Source organism: Pseudomonas sp. TE3895 (assembly GCF_056278855.1).
In genome coordinates this window covers 916,213-935,019 of sequence record NZ_JBWBQE010000001.1, presented here as the reverse complement: position 1 = coordinate 935,019, position 18,807 = coordinate 916,213, and the positions used below count along the sequence as shown (strand labels likewise).

Genomic DNA, 18,807 nt, shown 5'->3' with positions numbered 1-18,807 from the left:
ATCGGCGTACGACGTACTTTGTGGGAGCGGCCTCGTGTCGCGATAGGGCCGCAAAGCGGCCCCGGCCATCTCAGCCCCGAGCGAGTTGCCGGCGCAGTTCAGCCAACACCGGCGCCGTATCCGGCCTCACGCCACGCCAGATAAAGAAGGCTTCAGCCGCCTGCTCAGCCAGCATCCCCAACCCATCCAGTACCTTGGCAGCCCCCAGCTTGGTAGCCCACTGGCAAAACGGCGTCGGCTCCTTGCCATACATCATGTCGTAGCAAACCGTACGACCCGCCTCGACCAAGCTGTCGGCAATCGGTGGTAATTCCCCGGCCAGGCTCGCCGAGGTGGCGTTGATGATGACATCCACAGGTTCCTGCAACCAGGCAAACCCGCTGGCCACTACCGGCCCCAGTTCATCGAACTCGCGCGCCAGCTGCTCGGCCTTTTCCACGGTACGGTTGGCAATCACCAGCGACTGCGGCTTGTGCGCCAGAATAGGCTCCAGCACGCCGCGCACGGCGCCACCGGCACCGAGGATGAGAATGCGCTTGCCAGCCAGCTCGACCCCGGCATTCACCGTCAGGTCGCGCACCAGGCCAGCGCCGTCGGTGTTGTCGCCCTGCAGGGTGCCATCAGCCAGCTTGCTCAGCGTGTTCACTGCGCCTGCGCGCCGGGCACGTGGGGTCAGGCTGTCGCACAGGCGGAAGGCCTCTTCCTTGAACGGCACGGTGACATTGCCGCCACTGCCTTGCTTGAAGAAGCCGCGCGCGCAGTCGCTGAACTCGTCCAGTGGCGCCAGCAGCGTGGCATATTCCAGGTCCTGACCGGTCTGCTCGGCGAACAGGCGGTGGATCAGCGGCGACTTGCTGTGGCCGATGGGGTTACCAAAAACGACGTACTGGTCCATGACGGCTCCTTGGTTATCCACAGGCTTACTGGCCGAGCCAGTCGCGGTCCTGCAGGAAGTACTCGGTCAGGCGCGCTTCTTCACTGCCGGGTGCAGCCTTCCAGTCGTAGCCCCAGCGCACCTGAGGCGGCAGCGACATGAGGATGGACTCGGTGCGGCCACCGGATTGCAGGCCGAACAGGGTGCCACGATCGTAGACCAGATTGAACTCCACGTAGCGGCCGCGGCGGTATTCCTGGAACTCGCGCTGTTGCGGGGTGTAAGGCGTGTCTTTGCGGCGCTGGACGATCGGCAAGTAGGCGTTGATGTAGGCATCGCCGATGGCGCGGATGAAAGCGAAGCAGGTGTCGAAGTCCCACTCGTTCAGGTCGTCGAAGAACAGGCCGCCGATGCCGCGTGGCTCGCCACGGTGCTTGAGGTGGAAGTAGCGGTCGCACCAGGCCTTGTAACGCGGATACACGTCGGCGCCGAACGGTGCGCAGGCCTGTTCGGCCACGCGGTGCCAGTGGATGCAGTCTTCTTCGTTGCCATAGTATGGCGTCAGGTCAAAGCCGCCGCCGAACCACCATACGGCCTCTTCACCTTCCTTTTCGGCGATGAAGAAGCGAACGTTGGCGTGGGAAGTGGGCACATGCGGGTTGTGCGGGTGTATAACCAGCGACACGCCCAAGGCTTCGAAGCCACGGCCTGCCAGTTCGGGGCGGTGGGCACTGGCCGACGGCGGCAGGCCGCTACCAAACACATGGGAGAAGTTGACCCCGCCTTTTTCGATCACGTTGCCCTCACCGATAACCCGCGTGCGGCCCCCGCCACCGGCTTCGCGCACCCAGGCGTCCTCGACGAAGCGGGCACCGCCGTCTTCTGTTTCGAGGGCAGAGCAGATGCGGTCTTGCAGGTCGAGCAGGTAGGCTTTCACGGCCTCGGTGCGGCTAGTCATCGGGTCACCAGGAAGGAGCGAGGAAAATTCGCCACGTAGCATAACACCGGCCGACGCCGCGTCGTAGTTAACGATGGTCAAGCAAAGAGGGCATTGAGTTATCTTGAGGCACACTAAACTCAAAATGATGTCATTTTGCTTATGGGTACATGCTTACCGATCCGATCATTACGACCCAAGCTCTGTATGAAACGTCTTGAGACGCCGCTCAGGCATGGCGAAAACAGCCGAGGAAGCGGAGTTTTACTGGAGTAAATGAGTATTCCTAAGCTATTTTCAACACAGCATGACTAAGTGTAAAGGCGTTTAGTACAGAGCCTAAAGTTTCTAACGCCGTGAATATATCGAAAAACATTGCATCTAACAAAAAAATCTGGAAATTAAGAAGATGTAGCCTTTCCAAACTTCCAGATCAATGCAAAAACAGCCGTTGATTTAGAAATATGATTTTTTTGAATCTTGGTCGGGAACTGAAATCAGCAGATGAGCTATCTCCCCACGGAAATCTTTGTAAATAAGTTTTCCAGTTTGATAATAATTATTGGTTGTCCAAACATGGGTGCCTATTTCCATATGCTCAAAAATGTATTTCAATTGTTCTTGCGGTAGGTACACCCTCTCAGGTTCACCGTTTTCTAGGATCATAGTCATAGTATACTCAATATCCATTTTCAACTCCCTCTTAATTAGTTGTCTTGCGAATAAGATCTTGAACCTTCATTTTTCTTATAACAACTGACAGAAAACTCAGTTGACTACAACCAAACAGCTGTGTTAAGGGGCTACTATTTAGTATCTACAGATTTCGATCCAACTAAAGGAGCGTGTGATGGCAAAGCGTATCCAGTTCACTCAGCATGGCGGCCCGGAAGTATTGCAGCTGGTGGAATTCGCCCCGACCCCGCTCGGCCCACAGCAGGTGCGTGTGCGTAACCATGCAATCGGCTTGAACTTCATCGATACCTACTTCCGCAGCGGGCTGTATGCGCCGCCGTCCCTGCCTTCTGGCCTGGGTACTGAAGCTGCGGGCGTGGTCGAGGCGGTGGGCGAGGGTGTGACCCGGCTCAAGGTCGGCGACCGCGTGGCCCATGCCGGGGGCCCGCTGGGGGCGTACAGCGAAGTGCATACGCTGCCGGAGGCCAACCTGGTCAAGCTGCCCGACAACATCAGTTTCGAGCAAGCGGCGGCGGTGATGCTCAAGGGTTTGACCGTGCAGTATCTGCTGAAGCAGACCTATGAGGTGAAACCGGGTGATGTGATTCTGTTCCACGCGGCGGCTGGCGGCGTGGGTTCGCTGGCGTGCCAGTGGGCCAAGGCCTTGGGCGCCAAGCTGATCGGTACCGTGAGTTCTGCCGAAAAGGCCGAGCGGGCTAAGGCGCTGGGGGCTTGGGCGACCATCGACTACAGCCATGAGGATGTAGCCAAGCGCGTACTGGAGCTGACCGACGGCAAGAAATGCCCGGTGGTGTATGACGGCGTGGGTGCCGACACCTGGCTGACCTCGCTGGACTGCCTGCGCCCGCGTGGGTTGATGGTGAGCTTTGGCAACGCTTCCGGTGCGGTGAGCGGGGTGAACCTGGGGATCCTGGCGCAGAAGGGCTCGCTGTATGTCACCCGGCCGACCTTGGCCACCTATGCCAACAATGCCGAGAACACCCAGGCCATGGCCGATGACCTGTTTGCGATGATTGCGAGCGGGAAGCTGGTTGTGGATATCCAGCAGCGGTATCCACTGAGCGAGGCGGCCAAGGCGCAGGCAGAGCTGTCGGCGCGGCGGACTGTAGGATCGACTGTACTAATCCCCTGAGCCACACACATTCCCTGTAGGAGCGGGTTTACCCGCGAAGAAGCCACCGCAATGGATGGCACCGGCTTTGCCGGTGTTCGCGGGCAAGCCCGCTCCCACAGGTACTGCGTCGGCCTCGATAGCAGCACTATGCCTTGGAGCCTGGGCGTGACGGCGATGGCGTCGACTCGATGCCATCGAGTATCGCCTCGATCACACCCTCTGCCATCTCAATCGCATGCAGGTTCGACCAGAACATGCCACGGCCTTCTTCACGCATGTAGTCCAAAGCTTTGTAGCCGGTTTCGTAAGCGCTGCGCAGGTACAGGGCTACGTGGACCAGAGCGTCCTCGGCAGAAATGTTTGGGTTGACGGTGAAGAGTGGATCGTGGCCGGCATCGCAGCGGCCGAAGGGGCGGGTGGAGGTGCATGGGAGAGGTGGATCGGGGACTATTTTCTTCATCATTGGAAAATGCTCCTCAAGGCCGCCAACCCTCACTACCACGTGAATGGGTGGCGACTGTACGCGAGGTGGTAGACCCGGGCATTTTCCAATCCAGGCAGGCTCGAAAGCCTCCCACGCACAGCCACCATAGACTGTCATGGAAAAAATGCGTCCGGGCTACCACACCCGATCGCCAAGTTATTCGGCGACGGATAGAGCCTAGAGGCAGAGGTTCCCACTTAGAAGGTGATGGAAGGAGACGCGATTCGTAGGATATTTCCGAAGTGCCCAGCTGGACAGACATTTTGGTAAAAATCAGAAAACCCTGCGGTGGATTTGGCCCTAACCTGTGGGCATGCCCACAGGGGCCCGAGTCCCGAGCCAGGCCTGTGGATAGGTATCAACCCGGGCGAACGACTTCGCCGGTTGCCAGGTCGCGAATCACACTCGGGTTTTTCCGCCCGCCCAGCGCACCGCCAAGCACCAGGTCCAACTGGCCATGGAAGTACTGCTCAACCCGCAAGCGGGTCTTCGCCGCCGGGCGCCCGCCAGGGTTGCACGAGGTGGAAATCAGCGGCCCCACCAGCGCGCACAGCTCACGCACCACCGGGTGATCACTGACCCGCAGCGCCACCGTGTCATGCTGCCCGGTCACCCATTCGGGCAACAGGTCCTGGTGCGGCACCAGCCAGGTGTTCGGCCCCGGCCAGGTGCTGCCCATGCGGTCGATCCAGTCTTCGGGGAAGTCCTCGAACAGGAAGTCGAACTGACGGATATTGTCAGCGATCAGAATCAGCCCTTTATCCACAGGACGCGACTTCAGCGCCAGCAGGCGATACACCGCGTCCTCGTTCCATGGGTCGCAGCCCAGGCCCCAGACCGCTTCCGTCGGGTAGGCGATCACCGCGCCCGCCCGGATCTCACGTGCGGCTTGTTGCACACGAAAACTGCTCACCATTGCTGTTTCTCCGCCTGAATACCTTGCTTGTGCGCAGTGTACTTAGCCCGCGCGGGCAAACCAACGCCCGGCTTCATTGCTGACCCGGCCTTCCAGCTCCAGCTCGGTCAACTGCGCCAGCACGTCGGCCAGCGGCTGCTCGCTGCAGTGGGCCAGGCTTTCACTGGTCTGGGGTGCGGCATGCAGCAGGGCGAGCAGGGGGTGGTCGAACCTGTCCACAACCGCAGGCGGCAGGTTCTGCCAACCCTGCAAGCTTTCCAGGATCTGCTCCACAGTTTCCACCAGCAGCGCCCCATCACGAATCAGCTGGTGGCAGCCCTTGGCCCCCGGGTGATGAATGGAGCCCGGAATGGCGTACACCTCACGGCCTTGCTCTGCGGCCAGGCGCGCCGTGATCAGCGAGCCACTGGCGAGGCTCGCCTCAACCACCAGTACACCTAGCGACAGGCCACTGATGATGCGGTTGCGCCGTGGGAAGTTGCCAGGCAGCGGCCCGGCATCCAGGGGATACTCGGAAACCAGCGCGCTGCCGTTGTCGATCATCGCCTGCGCAAGGTCCCGATGGCGCTGTGGATAAAGTTTTTGCAACCCCGTACCGAGCACGGCAATCGTGCCGCCGCCAGCCTGCAACGCGGCCCGATGAGCGGCACCGTCGACACCTACCGCCAGCCCGCTGGTAATGGTGAAACCAGCCTGCGCGAGGTAGCGGGAAAATGCCCGGGCGGTGTCGAGCGCCGGGGGTGTGGCACGTCTGCTGCCCACGATCGCCAGCTGAGGACGATCGAGCAAGGCAGGTTCGCCAGCGACAAAAAGCAGCGGCGGAGCATCGTCGATTTCTGCCAGCAAGGCTGGGTAGTCTGGGCCGTCCCACATCAGCAAATGCTGGCCAGGGCGCTCTAACCAGGCCATTGCGGCGAGCGCGCCCTCGCGTACCTCGGCACTGCGCCGGGCATCGATGGTGGCTTGGGGGATGCCCAACGCTCGCCAGGCCGAACCGGGAGCGCTAAGCGCACTAGAGGCGCTGCCGAACGCATCCAGCAAGGTGCGAAAACGTCGCAATCCTGTCTCGGGCAAGCGATGCAGGCGTAATCGGGCCTCCAGTTCAGCAGGCGGGCAGAGCGACGAATGGTAACTGGGCATGGGGATCGTCCTTGATCGAAACAGGGCCATCTACGTGGCACAACCTGTGGATAACTCTGTGAGTAACACTTTGAAAAGCTGTCCATTGATTGGGGGCTATCAAGCCCATAGTCACCCTAGACGAGCTTGCCAGGTGCCGAAATCCCCGTTTCCCTTTATTATGTGTGCTCAGTTTTCAACCGAACGCACAGTGACTGCCTGACCTTATGGCCATCTTGAACATTCTCGAATTCCCGGACCCGCGCCTGCGCACCCTCGCCAAACCGGTGACGGAGTTCGACGACGCCCTGCGTCAGCTGATCGACGACATGTTTGAAACCATGTACGAAGCCCCTGGCATCGGCCTGGCCGCTACCCAGGTGAACGTGCACAAGCAGGTTGTGGTCATGGACCTCAGCGAAGACCGCAGCGAACCGCGCGTCTTCATCAACCCGTCGGTCGAAGAGCTGACCCATGACATGGGCCAGTACCAGGAGGGCTGCCTGTCGGTACCGGGCTTCTACGAGAACGTCGACCGTCCGCTGCGTGTCCGGGTCAAGGCCCAGGACCGCGACGGCAAGCCGTTCGAACTGGAATGCGAAGGCCTGCTGGCGGTGTGCGTACAGCACGAATTCGATCACCTCAACGGCAAGCTGTTCGTCGACTACCTGTCGCAGCTCAAGCGCGACCGGATCAAGAAGAAGCTGGAAAAGCAGCATCGCCAGCAAGCCTGATCCCCACCTTCCTGAAGGCTTGCTCCGGCAAGCCTTTTTCTTTTTTGAAGCGAGAACTCCATGCGCATCGTCTTTGCAGGCACTCCAGAGTTTGCCGCCGAACACCTCAAGGCCCTGCTCGACAGCCCCTACGAGATCGTGGCCGTCTACACCCAGCCCGACCGCCCGGCCGGCCGTGGCCAAAAGCTGATGCCAAGTGCGGTCAAGGCACTGGCCGTGGCCCATGACATCCCGGTGTTCCAGCCGCAGACCCTGCGCAATGCCGATGCCCAGGCCGAACTGGCCGCACTGAAACCAGACCTGATGGTAGTGGTCGCCTACGGCCTGATCCTGCCGCAGGTGGTGCTGGATATCCCGCGCCTGGGTTGCATCAACAGCCACGCTTCCCTGCTGCCACGCTGGCGCGGTGCCGCGCCGATCCAGCGTGCCGTGGAAGCCGGCGACGCCGAAAGCGGCGTGACCGTGATGCGCATGGAGGCCGGCCTGGACACCGGGCCGATGCTGCTCAAGGTCGTCACCCCGATCAGCGCCGAGGACACCGGCGGCACCTTGCACGATCGCCTGGCCGAAATGGGCCCGCCCGCAGTCGTTCAGGCCATCGCCGGCCTGGCTGACGGTTCGCTGCAAGGCGAAATACAGGACGATGCCCTGGCCACCTACGCGCACAAACTGAACAAGGACGAAGCGCGTATCGACTGGACCCGCCCGGCCGTCGAGCTGGAACGCCTGATCCGCGCCTTCAACCCATGGCCGGTGTGCCACAGCATGCTGGACGGTGAAAGCGTCAAGGTGCTGGCCGCCAACCTGTCCACAGGCCAAGGCGCCCCGGGCGAGATACTTTCCGCCAGCAAGGACGGCCTCGTCGTTGCGTGCGGTGACCAAGCCCTGAGCCTGACCCGCCTGCAACTGCCTGGCGGCAAGGCATTGAGCTTCAGTGACCTGTTCAACAGCCGCCGCGAGAAGTTCGCCGCCGGCAAGGTGCTGGGCCAATGAACCCACGCCTCGCCGCCGCCCGTGCGCTTGCTGCTGTGCTCAGCGGCAAGGCTTCGCTGAACAGCTCGCTGCCGGCGCAACTGGACAAGGTAGATGAACGCGACCGCGGCCTGACCCAAGACCTGGCGTTCGGCACCGCACGCTGGCAGCCACGCCTCGACCTGCTGGCCGCACAGCTGCTGCAAAAACCCTTCAAAGCAGCCGATGCCGATGTTCAGGCGCTGCTGCTGGTCGGCCTGTACCAGCTGTTCTACACGCGCATTCCGGCCCATGCCGCCATCGGCGAGACCGTGGGCTGTGCCGACAAACTGAAGAAGCCGTGGGCCAAGGGCCTGCTCAATGCCGTACTGCGCCGTGCGCAGCGCGAAGGCGAGGAGCTGCTCGCCGGCATGGAGCGCGACCCGGTGGTGCGTACCGCGCACCCGCGCTGGCTGCAAAAAGCGCTGAAAGCTTTCTGGCCAGAGCAGTGGGAAGCCATCTGCGCCGCCAACAATGCCCACCCACCGATGATTCTGCGGGTCAATCGCCGTCACCATAGCCGCGATGCCTACCTGGCACTGCTGGCCGAAGCCGGCATCGGCGCCAGCGCATGCCAGTACAGCCGGGATGGCATCGTGCTGGCCGAAGCCTGCGACGTGCGCGGCCTGCCAGGCTTCGCCGAAGGCTGGGTGAGCGTGCAGGACGAAGCTGCGCAGCTATCTGCCGACCTGCTGGAACTGGCCCCCGGCCAACGCGTGCTCGATGCTTGCTGCGCACCGGGCGGCAAAACCTGCCACCTGCTGGAGGCCGAGGCTGGCCTGGCGCACATGGTGGCCATCGATCTCGAAGCCAAGCGGCTGACCCGCGTGCGAGAAAACCTCGACCGCCTGCAGCTGGACGCCGAGCTGATCGCCTGCGATGCCCGCGACACTGCCAGCTGGTGGGACGGCAAGCCATTCCAGCGCATTCTGCTCGACGCGCCGTGCTCGGCCACCGGCGTGATTCGCCGCCACCCGGACATCAAGCTGACCCGCCAAGCCGACGACATCCCGGCTTTGGCCACGCTGCAAGGCGAGCTGCTCGATGCCCTGTGGCCGACCTTGGAAGTGGGCGGCATGCTGCTATACGCCACCTGCTCCAGCTTGCCGACCGAAAACACTGAAGTGATCAAAGCCTTCCTCGCCCGCACCCCGGGCGCCCGTGAGCTGGACCTGGCGACCGAAGCCGGCCTGCGCCAGCCCCACGGCCGTCAGCTGCTGGCCCAGGAAGGCGGTCACGACGGTTTCTACTATGCCAAGCTGATCAAGATCGCCGCCTCGCGCGGATAAGAACAAAGGATAGGGAGTAGCGCATGAAGATCATCATCCTCGGCGCAGGGCAGGTAGGCGGTACGCTGGCTGAACACCTGGCCAGCGAAGCCAACGACATTACCGTGGTCGACACCGACGGCGACCGCCTGCGCGACCTCGGCGACCGCCTGGACATCCGCACCGTCCAGGGCCGCGGCTCACTGCCGACGGTGCTGCGTCAGGCCGGTGCCGACGACGCCGACATGCTGGTGGCGGTAACCAACAGTGACGAGACCAACATGGTTGCCTGCCAGGTGGCCTATTCGCTGTTCCATACCCCGACCAAGATTGCACGGGTGCGCGAATCGTCCTACCTGACCCGCGAAGAGCTGTTCGACAACGACCATATCCCGGTCGACGTTCTGATCAGCCCCGAGCAGGTGGTGACCAATTACATCAAGCGCCTGATCGAACACCCAGGCTCGCTGCAGGTGATCGACTTCGCCGAGGGCAAGGCCCAGCTCGTGGCAGTGAAGGCCTACTATGGCGGCCCGCTGGTCGGCCAGCAATTGCGCCAGATCCGTGCGCATATGCCCAACGTCGACACCCGCGTGGCAGCCATCTTCCGTCGCGACCGGCCGATCACCCCGCGTGGCGACACGGTGATCGAAGCCGACGACGAGGTGTTCTTCATTGCCGCGAAGAAGGATATCCGTGCGGTGATGGGCGAACTGCGCCGCATCGACGAAACCAATAAACGCATTGTCATCGCCGGCGGCGGGCAGATCGGCGAGCGCCTGGCGGAAGCCATCGAAAGCCGATATCAGGTGAAGATCATCGAGATGAGCCCGGCGCGTTGTCGGCACCTCTCCGATACCCTCGAAAGCACGGTGGTGCTGCAGGGCAGCGCTTCGGACAAAGACCTGATGCTCGAAGAGAACATCGCCGACGCCGATATTTTCCTGGCCCTGACCAACGATGACGAAGCCAACATCATGTCGTCGCTGCTGGCCAAGCGCCTGGGCGCAGGCAAGGTGATGACCATCATCAACAACCCGGCTTATGTCGACCTGGTGCAGGGCGGTGATATCGACATTGCCATCAGCCCGCAGCTGGCCACCATCGGTACCCTGCTGGCGCACGTGCGCCGGGGCGACATTGTCAGCGTGCACTCGCTGCGCCGCGGTGCGGCCGAAGCGATCGAGGCGGTGGCACATGGCGATTCGAAGTCGAGCAAGGTGGTCGGCAAGGCGATCGAGAACATTGCCCTGCCACCGGGAACCACCATCGGCGCGATCATCCGTGACGAAGAGGTGATGATTGCCCACGACGACACCGTGATCGAATCGGGTGACCATGTGATCCTGTTCGTTGTGGATAAAAAGCACATTCGTGATGTGGAGAAGCTGTTCCACGTCGGCTTGAGTTTCTTCTAGGAGAAGAGGGCATGCGCGAATCGCTGGAGAAGATGCTGGCCAAAGGTGTGGATAACCCGCTGCTGAGGTTTGGCCTGGGCAAGGCCTGGCTGGATGAATGCAACGGCGCTGAAGCAGCGGTGCACCTGGCGCGCTGCGTAGAGCAGGATCCGAAATACTCGGCAGCGTGGAAGCTGCTGGGCAAGGCCTATCAGTTGCAGGGCGACCTGCCGGCGGCGCGCAAGGCGTGGGAAGACGGGATCGTGGCGGCGCAGGCCCATGGTGACAAGCAGGCCGAAAAAGAAATGACCGTATTCCTGAAGAAGCTCAACAGAGCAGCGGGTTGACGCGGCCCCTGTAGGAGCGGGTTTACCCGCGAATGCGTCGGTGAATCCAACATCGCATTCGCGGGTAAACCCGCTCCTACCAGAGGGCGGTGAATGGCTTAATACCAGCGCGGCTCGCCAGCCGGGCGCTTCTTGAAGCGCTTCATGCTCCACATGTACTGGCTCGGGTACTCGCGCACATAACGCTCGACCACTTTGCTCATCGCCGCCGCCGACACATTAACGTCGGTGCTGTACATCTCCTCTGGCGCCGCCTCCAGGAACACCTTGAAGCCCGAGCCATCCGGCAACCGCAGCGCATGCAGGAACACACCTACCGCCTTGCCACCGGCCAGCATGTTCGGCACGAACTTGCTGGTCAGCGCCTGGGTGCCGAGGAACGGCACGAACACGCCCGCCGATTCCGCCGGCTCCGGGTCGGCAGGAATACCCACCTGGCCACCACGGCGCACTTCCTTGATCACGCTGAGGATGCCTTCCTTGGTCGACGGTGCCACGCGATTGCCCATCTGCACGCGCTGCTCGCGCAGCAGATCATCCACCGCCTTCAGCTTCGGCGGGCGGTAGAAGATGATCGGTTTGCACTGGTTGCAGTAGAAGTGGTTCAACACTTCCCAGTTGCCCAGGTGGCTGGTGATGCCGACCACCCCTTTACCTGAGGCCAAAGCCTGCTCCAGCACTTCCAGGCCATGCACTTCCTTGACCAGCTCCAGCGAGCGTTGTGGCGGCCAGATCCAGGCACAGGCACTTTCGACAAAGGATTTACCGATATCCCGCAGCGCCTGGCCCACCAGTTGCTCACGGGCAACCGGGTCCATCTCCGGGAAGCACTTGGCCAGGTTGATCCGTACCACGTTGCGCGAACTGTTGGGGATTTTCCACATCAGCCAGCCAATACCGGCGCCGACACGCTGCACAGCGCCCCAGGGCAGCTTGGCAAACAGGCGCAGCACCCCGACCATCAGGGCGCCCTTGAACTTTTCCACAGGCGAATTCCTTATTTCAGCAAGGCGCGCATTGTAACCCCTCAGCGCAACAAGGCGGCGTAGCGATCGCAGTCGGTGGTGTGGTCCATGACCATGCCGGTGGCCTGCATGAAGGCGTAGCAGATGGTCGGACCGACGAACGTGAAGCCAGCTTTCTGCAAGGCCTTGCTCATTGCCTTGGCTTCATCGGTAACAGCTGGCACGTCGCCGCGCGCCTTGAAGTGGTTGATCTTCGGCGAGCCGCCGACGAACGACCACAGCCATTCGGCGGGGTTATCCACAGCCAGCCAGGCCTGGGCGTTGCGCCGCGCAGCCTTGAGCTTGAGGCGATTGCGGATGATGCCTGCATCCTGCATCAATTCTTCGATGCGTTCGTCGCCCATGGCCGCCAGCTTTACGGGGTCGAAGCCGTACATCACCTGGCGATAACGCTCGCGTTTGCGCAAAACGGTAATCCATGAAAGCCCTGCCTGGAACCCTTCGAGCAAAAGCATCTCGAAGAGCAACGCCGGGTCGCGCTGTGGCATCCCCCATTCCTGGTCGTGGTAGGCCTGGTACAACGGATCGTCGGTACACCAAAAGCAGCGTGGCATAAGGCTCCAATGAGTAGAGGGCGAGGCGAATCAGGTTATACTCCCGCTCTTTACATCCGCATCCCCAGATACAGGTGAATTTCGTGAGCCAGCCTACGCCAGCCGTGCGTACCTTCCAAGACCTGATCCTTGCCCTGCAGAACTACTGGGCAGCTCAAGGTTGTGTGGTACTTCAGCCCTACGATATGGAAGTAGGCGCCGGCACTTTCCACACCGCTACATTCCTGCGCGCCGTGGGTCCAGAAACCTGGAACGCCGCCTATGTGCAGCCGAGCCGTCGTCCTGCCGACGGGCGGTATGGCGAAAACCCCAACCGCCTGCAGCACTACTACCAGTTCCAGGTGGTGCTCAAACCGAACCCGGCCAACTTCCAGGAGCTGTACCTCGGCTCGCTGAAAGCCATCGGCCTGGATCCGTTGGTGCACGACATTCGTTTCGTCGAAGACAACTGGGAATCGCCGACCCTCGGCGCCTGGGGTCTGGGCTGGGAAATCTGGCTCAACGGCATGGAAGTGACCCAGTTCACCTACTTCCAGCAGGTTGGCGGCATCGAGTGCTACCCGGTCACCGGTGAAATCACCTACGGCCTGGAGCGCCTGGCCATGTACATCCAGGGCGTCGATTCGGTGTACGACCTGGTGTGGGCCGACGGCCCGTTCGGCAAGGTCACCTATGGCGACGTGTTCCACCAGAACGAGGTGGAGCAGTCGACCTACAACTTTGAACATGCAAACGTCGACAAACTGTTCGAACTGTTCGATTTCTACGAAAGCGAAGCCAACCGCCTGATCAAGCTGGAGCTGCCGCTGCCGACCTATGAAATGGTCCTGAAGGCATCGCATACCTTCAACCTGCTGGACGCCCGCCGCGCCATCTCGGTAACCGAGCGCCAGCGTTACATCCTGCGTGTACGTACCCTGGCCCGGGACGTGGCGCAAAGCTATCTGCAAGCCCGCGCACGCCTGGGCTTCCCGATGGCCACCCCTGAACTGCGTGACGAAGTGTTGGCTAAGCTGGAGGCTGCACAATGAGTGCTCAAGATTTCCTGGTAGAACTGGGCACCGAAGAGCTGCCACCCAAGGCCCTCGCCAGCCTCGGCGACGCCTTCCTGGCCGGTATCGAAAAAGGCCTGCAGGCTGCTGGCCTGAACTACGCCGGCAAGCAGGTGTACGCCGCGCCGCGTCGTCTGGCCGTGCTGATTCGCCAACTGGACGTGCAGCAGCCTGACCGCAGCATCAACATCGACGGCCCGCCCCTGCAGGCTGCCTTCAACGCCGAAGGCGAGCCGACCCAGGCTGCGCTGGGCTTCGCCAAGAAGTGCGGTGTGGAACTGGCCGAAATCGACCAGAGCGGCCCCAAGCTGCGCTTCTCCCAGCACATCCCGGGCAAGGCCACCACTGACCTGCTGCCGACCATCGTCGAAGATTCGCTGAACGACCTGCCGATCCCCAAGCGCATGCGCTGGGCGGCCAGCCGTGAAGAGTTCGTGCGCCCGACCCAATGGCTGGTAATGCTGCTGGGCGACCAGGTGGTCGACTGCACCATTCTGTCGCAGAAGGCCGGCCGTGAATCCCGTGGCCACCGCTTCCATCATCCGGAAACCGTGGTCATCACTACCCCGGCCAACTATGTCGAAGACCTGCGTAAAGCTCACGTGCTGGCCGACTTCGCCGAACGCCGCGAGCTGATCAGCAAGCGTACCGCCGAGCTGGCCATGCAGCAGGAAGGCACGGCCATCGTGCCACCGGCGCTGCTGGACGAAGTGACCGCACTGGTCGAGTGGCCCGTGCCGCTGGTGTGCTCGTTCGAGGAGCGTTTCCTCGAGGTGCCGCAAGAAGCCCTGATCACCACCATGCAGGACAACCAGAAGTACTTCTGCCTGCTGGACAGCGAAGGCAAGCTGCTGCCGCGCTTCATTACCGTAGCCAACGTCGAAAGCCGCGACCCGAAGCAGATCGTGCAAGGCAACGAAAAAGTCGTGCGCCCGCGCCTGACCGACGCCGAGTTCTTCTTCAAGCAGGACAAGAAGCAGCCACTGGAAACCTTCAACGAGCGCCTCAAGAACGTGGTGTTCCAGGCTCAGCTCGGCACCGTGTACGACAAGGCCGAACGTGTTTCCAGGCTGGCCGCCTTCATTGCTCCGCTGATCGGCGGCGACGCCCAGCGCGCTGGCCGTGCCGGCCTGCTGTCGAAGTGCGACCTGGCCACCGAGATGGTCGGCGAATTCCCTGAAATGCAGGGTGTTGCCGGTTACTACTACGCGCTCAACGACGGTGAGCCGGAAGACGTAGCCCTGGCCCTGAACGAGCAGTACATGCCGCGCGGTGCTGGTGCCGAGCTGCCGCAGACCCTCACCGGTGCTGCCGTGGCCATCGCCGACAAGCTCGACACCCTGGTGGGCATCTTCGGCATCGGCATGCTGCCTACCGGCAGCAAGGACCCGTACGCCCTGCGCCGTGCGGCTCTAGGCGTGCTGCGTATCCTGATCGAGAAGCAACTGGACCTGGACCTGACCGGTGCGGTCGAGTTTGCGGTCAAGCAGTTCGGCGCCAAGGTCAAGGCCCCCGGCCTGGCCGAGCAAGTACTGGAGTTCATTTTCGACCGCCTGCGCGCGCGTTACGAAGACGAAGGCATCGACGTGGCCACGTACCTGTCGGTACGCGCACTGCAGCCAGGCTCCGCCCTGGACTTCGACCAGCGCGTACAAGCCGTACAGGCGTTCCGCAAACTGCCGGAAGCCGAGGCCCTGGCCGCGGTGAACAAGCGCGTGTCGAACCTGCTGAGCAAGGCCGAAGGTGCCATCGCCGAGCAGGTCGAGCCGAAGTACTTCGACAATGCCAACGAGTTCTCCCTGTACTCTGCCATCCAGCAGGCCGACCAGGCCGTGCAACCGATGGCTGCTGCACGTCAGTACAGCGAGTCGCTGGCCCGCCTGGCGGCCCTGCGTGACCCGGTCGATGCCTTCTTCGAGGCGGTCATGGTCAACGCCGAAGACGCCAAGGTACGTGCCAACCGTTATGCCCTGCTCAGCCGTCTGCGCGGCCTGTTCCTGGGCGTGGCTGACATTTCGCTGCTGGGGTAAGCCTTGAAACTGCTGATTCTCGACCGTGACGGGGTGATCAACTACGACTCCGATGCGTACATCAAGACGCTGGAAGAATGGGTGCCGATCCCCGGTTCGGTCGATGCGATCGCGCAGTTGAGCAAGGCGGGCTGGACGGTGGCCGTGGCCACCAACCAGTCCGGCATTGCCCGTGGCTACTACCCGCTGGCAACCCTTGAGGCCATGCACGCGCGCCTGCGCGCGCTGGTGGCCGAGCAGGGCGGCGAGGTAGGCCACATCGTGTATTGCCCGCATGGGCCGGACGAAGGGTGCGATTGCCGCAAGCCCAAGCCCGGCATGCTGCGGGCGATCGCCGAGCATTACCAGATTGGCCTTGAAGGCGTCTGGTTCGTCGGCGACAGCAAAGGTGACCTGGAGGCCGCCCTGGCCGTCGGTGCACAACCCGTGCTGGTGAAGACCGGCAAGGGCGAGCGGACCCTGGAAAAAGGCGTCCCGGAAACTACACTGATTTTCGACGATCTGGCGGCTATCGCCAGAGAACTAATTTAAACAGTGCGCCTTTTGGCGCATTTTTCTTCAGGCGGGCATGCCCCGCAATGGTACAAGCCACTATGTCGATCCTGCAGGCGATCAGAATCTTTCTTTTTTACCTGCTGCTGGGCACCAGTTCGCTGCTGTGGTGCTCGCTGAGCTTCTTCGTCGCGCCGTTCCTGTCGTTCCCCAAGCGCTACAAGTTCATCAACGTGTACTGGTGCCGCTGCGCGCTGTTTCTGGTGCGCACCATCCTGGGCATCGACTACAAGATCACTGGCGCCGAAAACGTGCCAGCTGAGCCTTGCGTGATTCTGTCCAATCACCAGAGCACCTGGGAAACCTTCTTCCTGTCCCAGTACTTCTCGCCGCTTAGCCAGGTACTCAAGCGTGAGCTGCTGTATGTACCGTTCTTCGGCTGGGCCATGGCCATGCTCCGGCCCATCGCGATCAACCGCGACAACCCCAAGGAAGCGTTGCGCCAGGTGGCGAGCAAGGGTGACGAACTGCTCAAGCAGAAGACGTGGGTGCTGATTTTCCCAGAAGGCACCCGTGTGCCGTTCGGCACCATCGGTAAGTTTTCCCGCGGCGGTACGGCACTGGCCGTGAATGCCGGGCTGCCGGTGCTGCCGATTGCCCACAACGCTGGCAAGTTCTGGCCCAAGACCGGTTGGGGCAAGCGTGCCGGTACAATCGAAGTGGTAATTGGCGAGCCGATGTACGCCAACGGCACGGGGCCACGTGCCATCGCCGAACTCAACGACCGCGCTGCAGCTTGGAACGAAGCGACCCAGCGGGCCATGGGATCGCTACCGCCAGCTGCGGAAAAACCTCAGGAGCAGATGGCTTGACCTTCTGTGGATAACTTGTGTGCAGTTTTTGGATTAAATGCTTTAATTGATACCTAAGTGTATGAATTTTATAGTTATTTCTTTGTATGAATTTTTTCTGAAAATCGTGCATAAGTTTTTTTGAAGCATAAGAAAACCGGCTTTTACAGCCGGTTTTTTTATGGCATGTGGACATCAGACTTTGTCGATATCTACATCCTTGGTTTCTCTCAGACAGAAGATCCCTACCACCAGGCTGATCCCGGTCACCAGCACCGGGTACCACAGCCCGTAGAAGATATCCCCGGTATAGACCACCAGCGCGAACGATACGGTAGGCAGGAAACCACCGAACCAGCCATTACCAATGTGGTAGGGCAGCGACATCGAGGTGTAGCGGATGCGGGTCGGGAACAGCTCGACCATCACCGCCGCCAACGGACCATAGGTCATGGTCGCGATCAGGATCATCGCCACGATCAGCACCACCACAATTACCTGGTTAACCTGCGCAGGGTCGGCCTTGGCCGGATAACCAGCCTGCTCGATTGCAGCACGCATGGCGGTTTCGTCAAAGCCGTTGATGGTCTTGTCACCGATGTTCACCACCACTTCACTGCCGGCCACGCTTACCGAGCTGTACGGCAGGCCCTGCTTGACCAGGAAGGTCTTGACCTTGTCGCACGGGCTGTCAAAACGAGCCTTGCCCACTGGGTCGAACTGGAATGTGCAGCCTTGCGGGTCGGCGGTGACCACGATCGGCGCCTGACGGCTGGCAGCGTCGATCTGCGGGTTGGCGTAGTGGCTCAGCGCCTTGAACAGTGGGAAGTACAGTACCGTGGCCAGCAACAGGCCGAGCATCAGGATCGGCTTGCGGCCGATACGGTCGGACAACCAGCCAAAAAACACGAAGAACGGCGCACCAATCACAACGCTGATGATGAGCAGGGTGTTGGCCTGAGCCGAGTCCATTTTCAGCATCTGGGTCATGAAGAACAGAACGTAGAACTGCGCCGTGTAGAAGGTCACAGCCTGCCCCGCGTTGATGCTGAACAGGGCGGTAAGCACCACTTTCAGGTTTGGCCAGGAGGTGAATGACTCACGGATGGGCGACTTGCTGACCTTGCCCTGAGCCTTCATTTTCACAAAGGCCGGCGACTCGTGCATGCTCATGCGAATCCAGGTGGAGATCGCCAGCAGCACAATCGACAGCAGGAACGGCAAGCGCCAGCCCCAGGTTTCGAACTGGTCGCCACTGATATACCGGCTACCCAGCACCACCAAGAGCGACAACAACAGGCCCAGCGTTGCGGTGGACTGGATGAAACCAGTGTGCAAGCCACGCTTGCCGGGCGGCGCATGCTCGGCCACGTAAGTGGCTGCACCGCCATACTCGCCGCCCAGCGCCAGCCCCTGAAGCATGCGCAGGATCACCAGGATGATCGGTGCGGCGATGCCGATGCTGGCGTAGGTGGGCAACAACCCCACAGCGAAAGTGGACAGGCCCATCAGCACGATGGTGACCAGGAAGGTGTACTTGCGCCCGATCATGTCACCCAGGCGGCCGAACACCAGCGCGCCAAACGGCCGCACCAGAAAGCCCGCAGCAAAGGCCATCAGGGCGAAGATGAAAGCGGTGGTATCGTTCACGCCAGCGAAGAACTGCTTGCTGATGACCGCTGCCAGCGCACCATAGAGAAAAAAGTCATACCACTCGAAAACCGTCCCGAGGGATGACGCGAAAATGATCTTGCGTTCTTCACGGCGGCTGGAGCTGCTGGCCGCCGCACCCTGCTCTTGGATGTAATCCGACATCGTTGCTGTCCTCGGCCCTTAGGCCACAGTGATTATTCTTGTTGTTCCACTGTCGGCGACTTCTGACCGCAAGCCGCCGGTACTGCACGCA

The 18,807-nt window shown here is 61.4% G+C and carries 19 protein-coding genes; 10 read left to right on the top strand and 9 right to left on the bottom strand.

The genetic code is table 11. The annotated features are described in order from the left end of the window. Positions 1–70: 70 nt before the first annotated feature. The 3 genes from aroE to ACZ889_RS04155 form a co-directional block, all read right to left on the bottom strand. Positions 71–895 carry a shikimate dehydrogenase gene (gene aroE / locus ACZ889_RS04165; RefSeq protein WP_010951480.1) on the bottom strand — a complete coding sequence of 275 codons (825 nt, stop codon included), beginning with the start codon at positions 893–895 and terminating at the stop codon, positions 71–73. Positions 896–920: 25 nt separating this feature from the next. Then, on the bottom strand, positions 921–1,832 hold the full coding sequence (gene hemF / locus ACZ889_RS04160) for an oxygen-dependent coproporphyrinogen oxidase (protein WP_143999437.1): 912 nt from the start codon (positions 1,830–1,832) through the stop codon (positions 921–923). Between the two features lie 435 nt (positions 1,833–2,267). Further along, positions 2,268–2,501: a hypothetical protein gene (locus ACZ889_RS04155; RefSeq protein WP_143999436.1), complete on the bottom strand. Its 234-nt coding sequence runs from the start codon at positions 2,499–2,501 to the stop codon at positions 2,268–2,270. 160 nt (positions 2,502–2,661) lie between these two features. Here ACZ889_RS04155 and ACZ889_RS04150 point away from each other — a divergent pair, with 160 nt between their 5' ends. Then, the gene (locus tag ACZ889_RS04150) at positions 2,662–3,639 is read left to right on the top strand and encodes an NADPH:quinone reductase (protein WP_004574918.1); all 978 of its coding nucleotides are present in this window, start codon (positions 2,662–2,664) and stop codon (positions 3,637–3,639) included. Between the two features lie 127 nt (positions 3,640–3,766). Here the strand turns inward: ACZ889_RS04150 and ACZ889_RS04145 are convergent, their stop codons facing one another. The 3 genes from ACZ889_RS04145 to dprA all read right to left on the bottom strand — a co-directional run bounded on the left by ACZ889_RS04145 (position 3,767) and on the right by dprA (position 6,161). Further along, positions 3,767–4,084: a hypothetical protein gene (locus tag ACZ889_RS04145; RefSeq protein ID WP_014859479.1), complete on the bottom strand. Its 318-nt coding sequence runs from the start codon at positions 4,082–4,084 to the stop codon at positions 3,767–3,769. A 379-nt stretch (positions 4,085–4,463) separates the two neighbouring features. Then, complete coding sequence (gene tsaC / locus ACZ889_RS04140; RefSeq protein WP_003253107.1) at positions 4,464–5,021, bottom strand: L-threonylcarbamoyladenylate synthase type 1 TsaC; 558 nt, start codon at positions 5,019–5,021, stop codon at positions 4,464–4,466. A 42-nt stretch (positions 5,022–5,063) separates the two neighbouring features. Next, entirely contained in the window at positions 5,064–6,161 is a 1,098-nt protein-coding gene (gene dprA, locus ACZ889_RS04135) for a DNA-processing protein DprA (protein ID WP_019750121.1), read from the bottom strand. A 206-nt stretch (positions 6,162–6,367) separates the two neighbouring features. Here dprA and def point away from each other — a divergent pair, with 206 nt between their 5' ends. From def to ACZ889_RS04110, 5 genes are read left to right on the top strand one after another with little or no spacing between them, the layout of a single operon-like run. Beyond that, positions 6,368–6,874, top strand: coding sequence for a peptide deformylase (gene def / locus ACZ889_RS04130; RefSeq protein WP_003253111.1), 507 nt, complete (start codon positions 6,368–6,370; stop codon positions 6,872–6,874). Positions 6,875–6,934: 60 nt separating this feature from the next. Further along, positions 6,935–7,867, top strand: a complete 933-nt coding sequence (fmt, locus tag ACZ889_RS04125; protein ID WP_003253113.1) for a methionyl-tRNA formyltransferase — start codon at positions 6,935–6,937, stop codon at positions 7,865–7,867. Beyond that, on the top strand, positions 7,864–9,174 hold the full coding sequence (gene rsmB, locus ACZ889_RS04120) for a 16S rRNA (cytosine(967)-C(5))-methyltransferase RsmB (protein WP_003253115.1): 1,311 nt from the start codon (positions 7,864–7,866) through the stop codon (positions 9,172–9,174). The genes fmt and rsmB overlap by 4 nt, the downstream gene beginning before the upstream one ends. A 23-nt stretch (positions 9,175–9,197) precedes the next feature. Continuing rightward, positions 9,198–10,571, top strand: a complete 1,374-nt coding sequence (gene trkA, locus ACZ889_RS04115) for a Trk system potassium transporter TrkA (protein ID WP_003253117.1) — start codon at positions 9,198–9,200, stop codon at positions 10,569–10,571. Positions 10,572–10,582: 11 nt separating this feature from the next. Then, positions 10,583–10,897 carry a tetratricopeptide repeat protein gene (locus tag ACZ889_RS04110; RefSeq protein WP_476257189.1) on the top strand — a complete coding sequence of 105 codons (315 nt, stop codon included), beginning with the start codon at positions 10,583–10,585 and terminating at the stop codon, positions 10,895–10,897. A gap of 98 nt (positions 10,898–10,995) precedes the next feature. Here ACZ889_RS04110 and ACZ889_RS04105 read toward each other — a convergent pair whose 3' ends face one another. After that, positions 10,996–11,883 (bottom strand): lysophospholipid acyltransferase, encoded by an 888-nt coding sequence (locus ACZ889_RS04105; protein ID WP_003253121.1) that lies wholly within the window; start codon positions 11,881–11,883, stop codon positions 10,996–10,998. Between the two features lie 41 nt (positions 11,884–11,924). Then, positions 11,925–12,476: a DNA-3-methyladenine glycosylase I gene (locus ACZ889_RS04100; RefSeq protein ID WP_003253123.1), complete on the bottom strand. Its 552-nt coding sequence runs from the start codon at positions 12,474–12,476 to the stop codon at positions 11,925–11,927. Between the two features lie 83 nt (positions 12,477–12,559). Between ACZ889_RS04100 and glyQ the strand changes: the two genes are divergently transcribed. The 4 genes from glyQ to ACZ889_RS04080 are packed head-to-tail and all read left to right on the top strand — an operon-like array spanning position 12,560 to position 16,922. Continuing rightward, the gene (glyQ, locus tag ACZ889_RS04095; protein ID WP_003253126.1) at positions 12,560–13,507 is read left to right on the top strand and encodes a glycine--tRNA ligase subunit alpha; all 948 of its coding nucleotides are present in this window, start codon (positions 12,560–12,562) and stop codon (positions 13,505–13,507) included. After that, complete coding sequence (glyS, locus tag ACZ889_RS04090; RefSeq protein ID WP_004575173.1) at positions 13,504–15,558, top strand: glycine--tRNA ligase subunit beta; 2,055 nt, start codon at positions 13,504–13,506, stop codon at positions 15,556–15,558. The genes glyQ and glyS overlap by 4 nt, the downstream gene beginning before the upstream one ends. 3 nt (positions 15,559–15,561) lie before the next feature. Then, positions 15,562–16,089 (top strand): D-glycero-beta-D-manno-heptose 1,7-bisphosphate 7-phosphatase, encoded by a 528-nt coding sequence (gene gmhB / locus ACZ889_RS04085; RefSeq protein ID WP_003253129.1) that lies wholly within the window; start codon positions 15,562–15,564, stop codon positions 16,087–16,089. Between the two features lie 47 nt (positions 16,090–16,136). Continuing rightward, positions 16,137–16,922, top strand: a complete 786-nt coding sequence (locus tag ACZ889_RS04080; protein ID WP_010951467.1) for a lysophospholipid acyltransferase family protein — start codon at positions 16,137–16,139, stop codon at positions 16,920–16,922. A gap of 174 nt (positions 16,923–17,096) precedes the next feature. Here the strand turns inward: ACZ889_RS04080 and ACZ889_RS04075 are convergent, their stop codons facing one another. After that, positions 17,097–18,716, bottom strand: coding sequence for an MFS transporter (locus ACZ889_RS04075; RefSeq protein WP_476257188.1), 1,620 nt, complete (start codon positions 18,714–18,716; stop codon positions 17,097–17,099). Positions 18,717–18,807 lie beyond the last annotated feature (91 nt).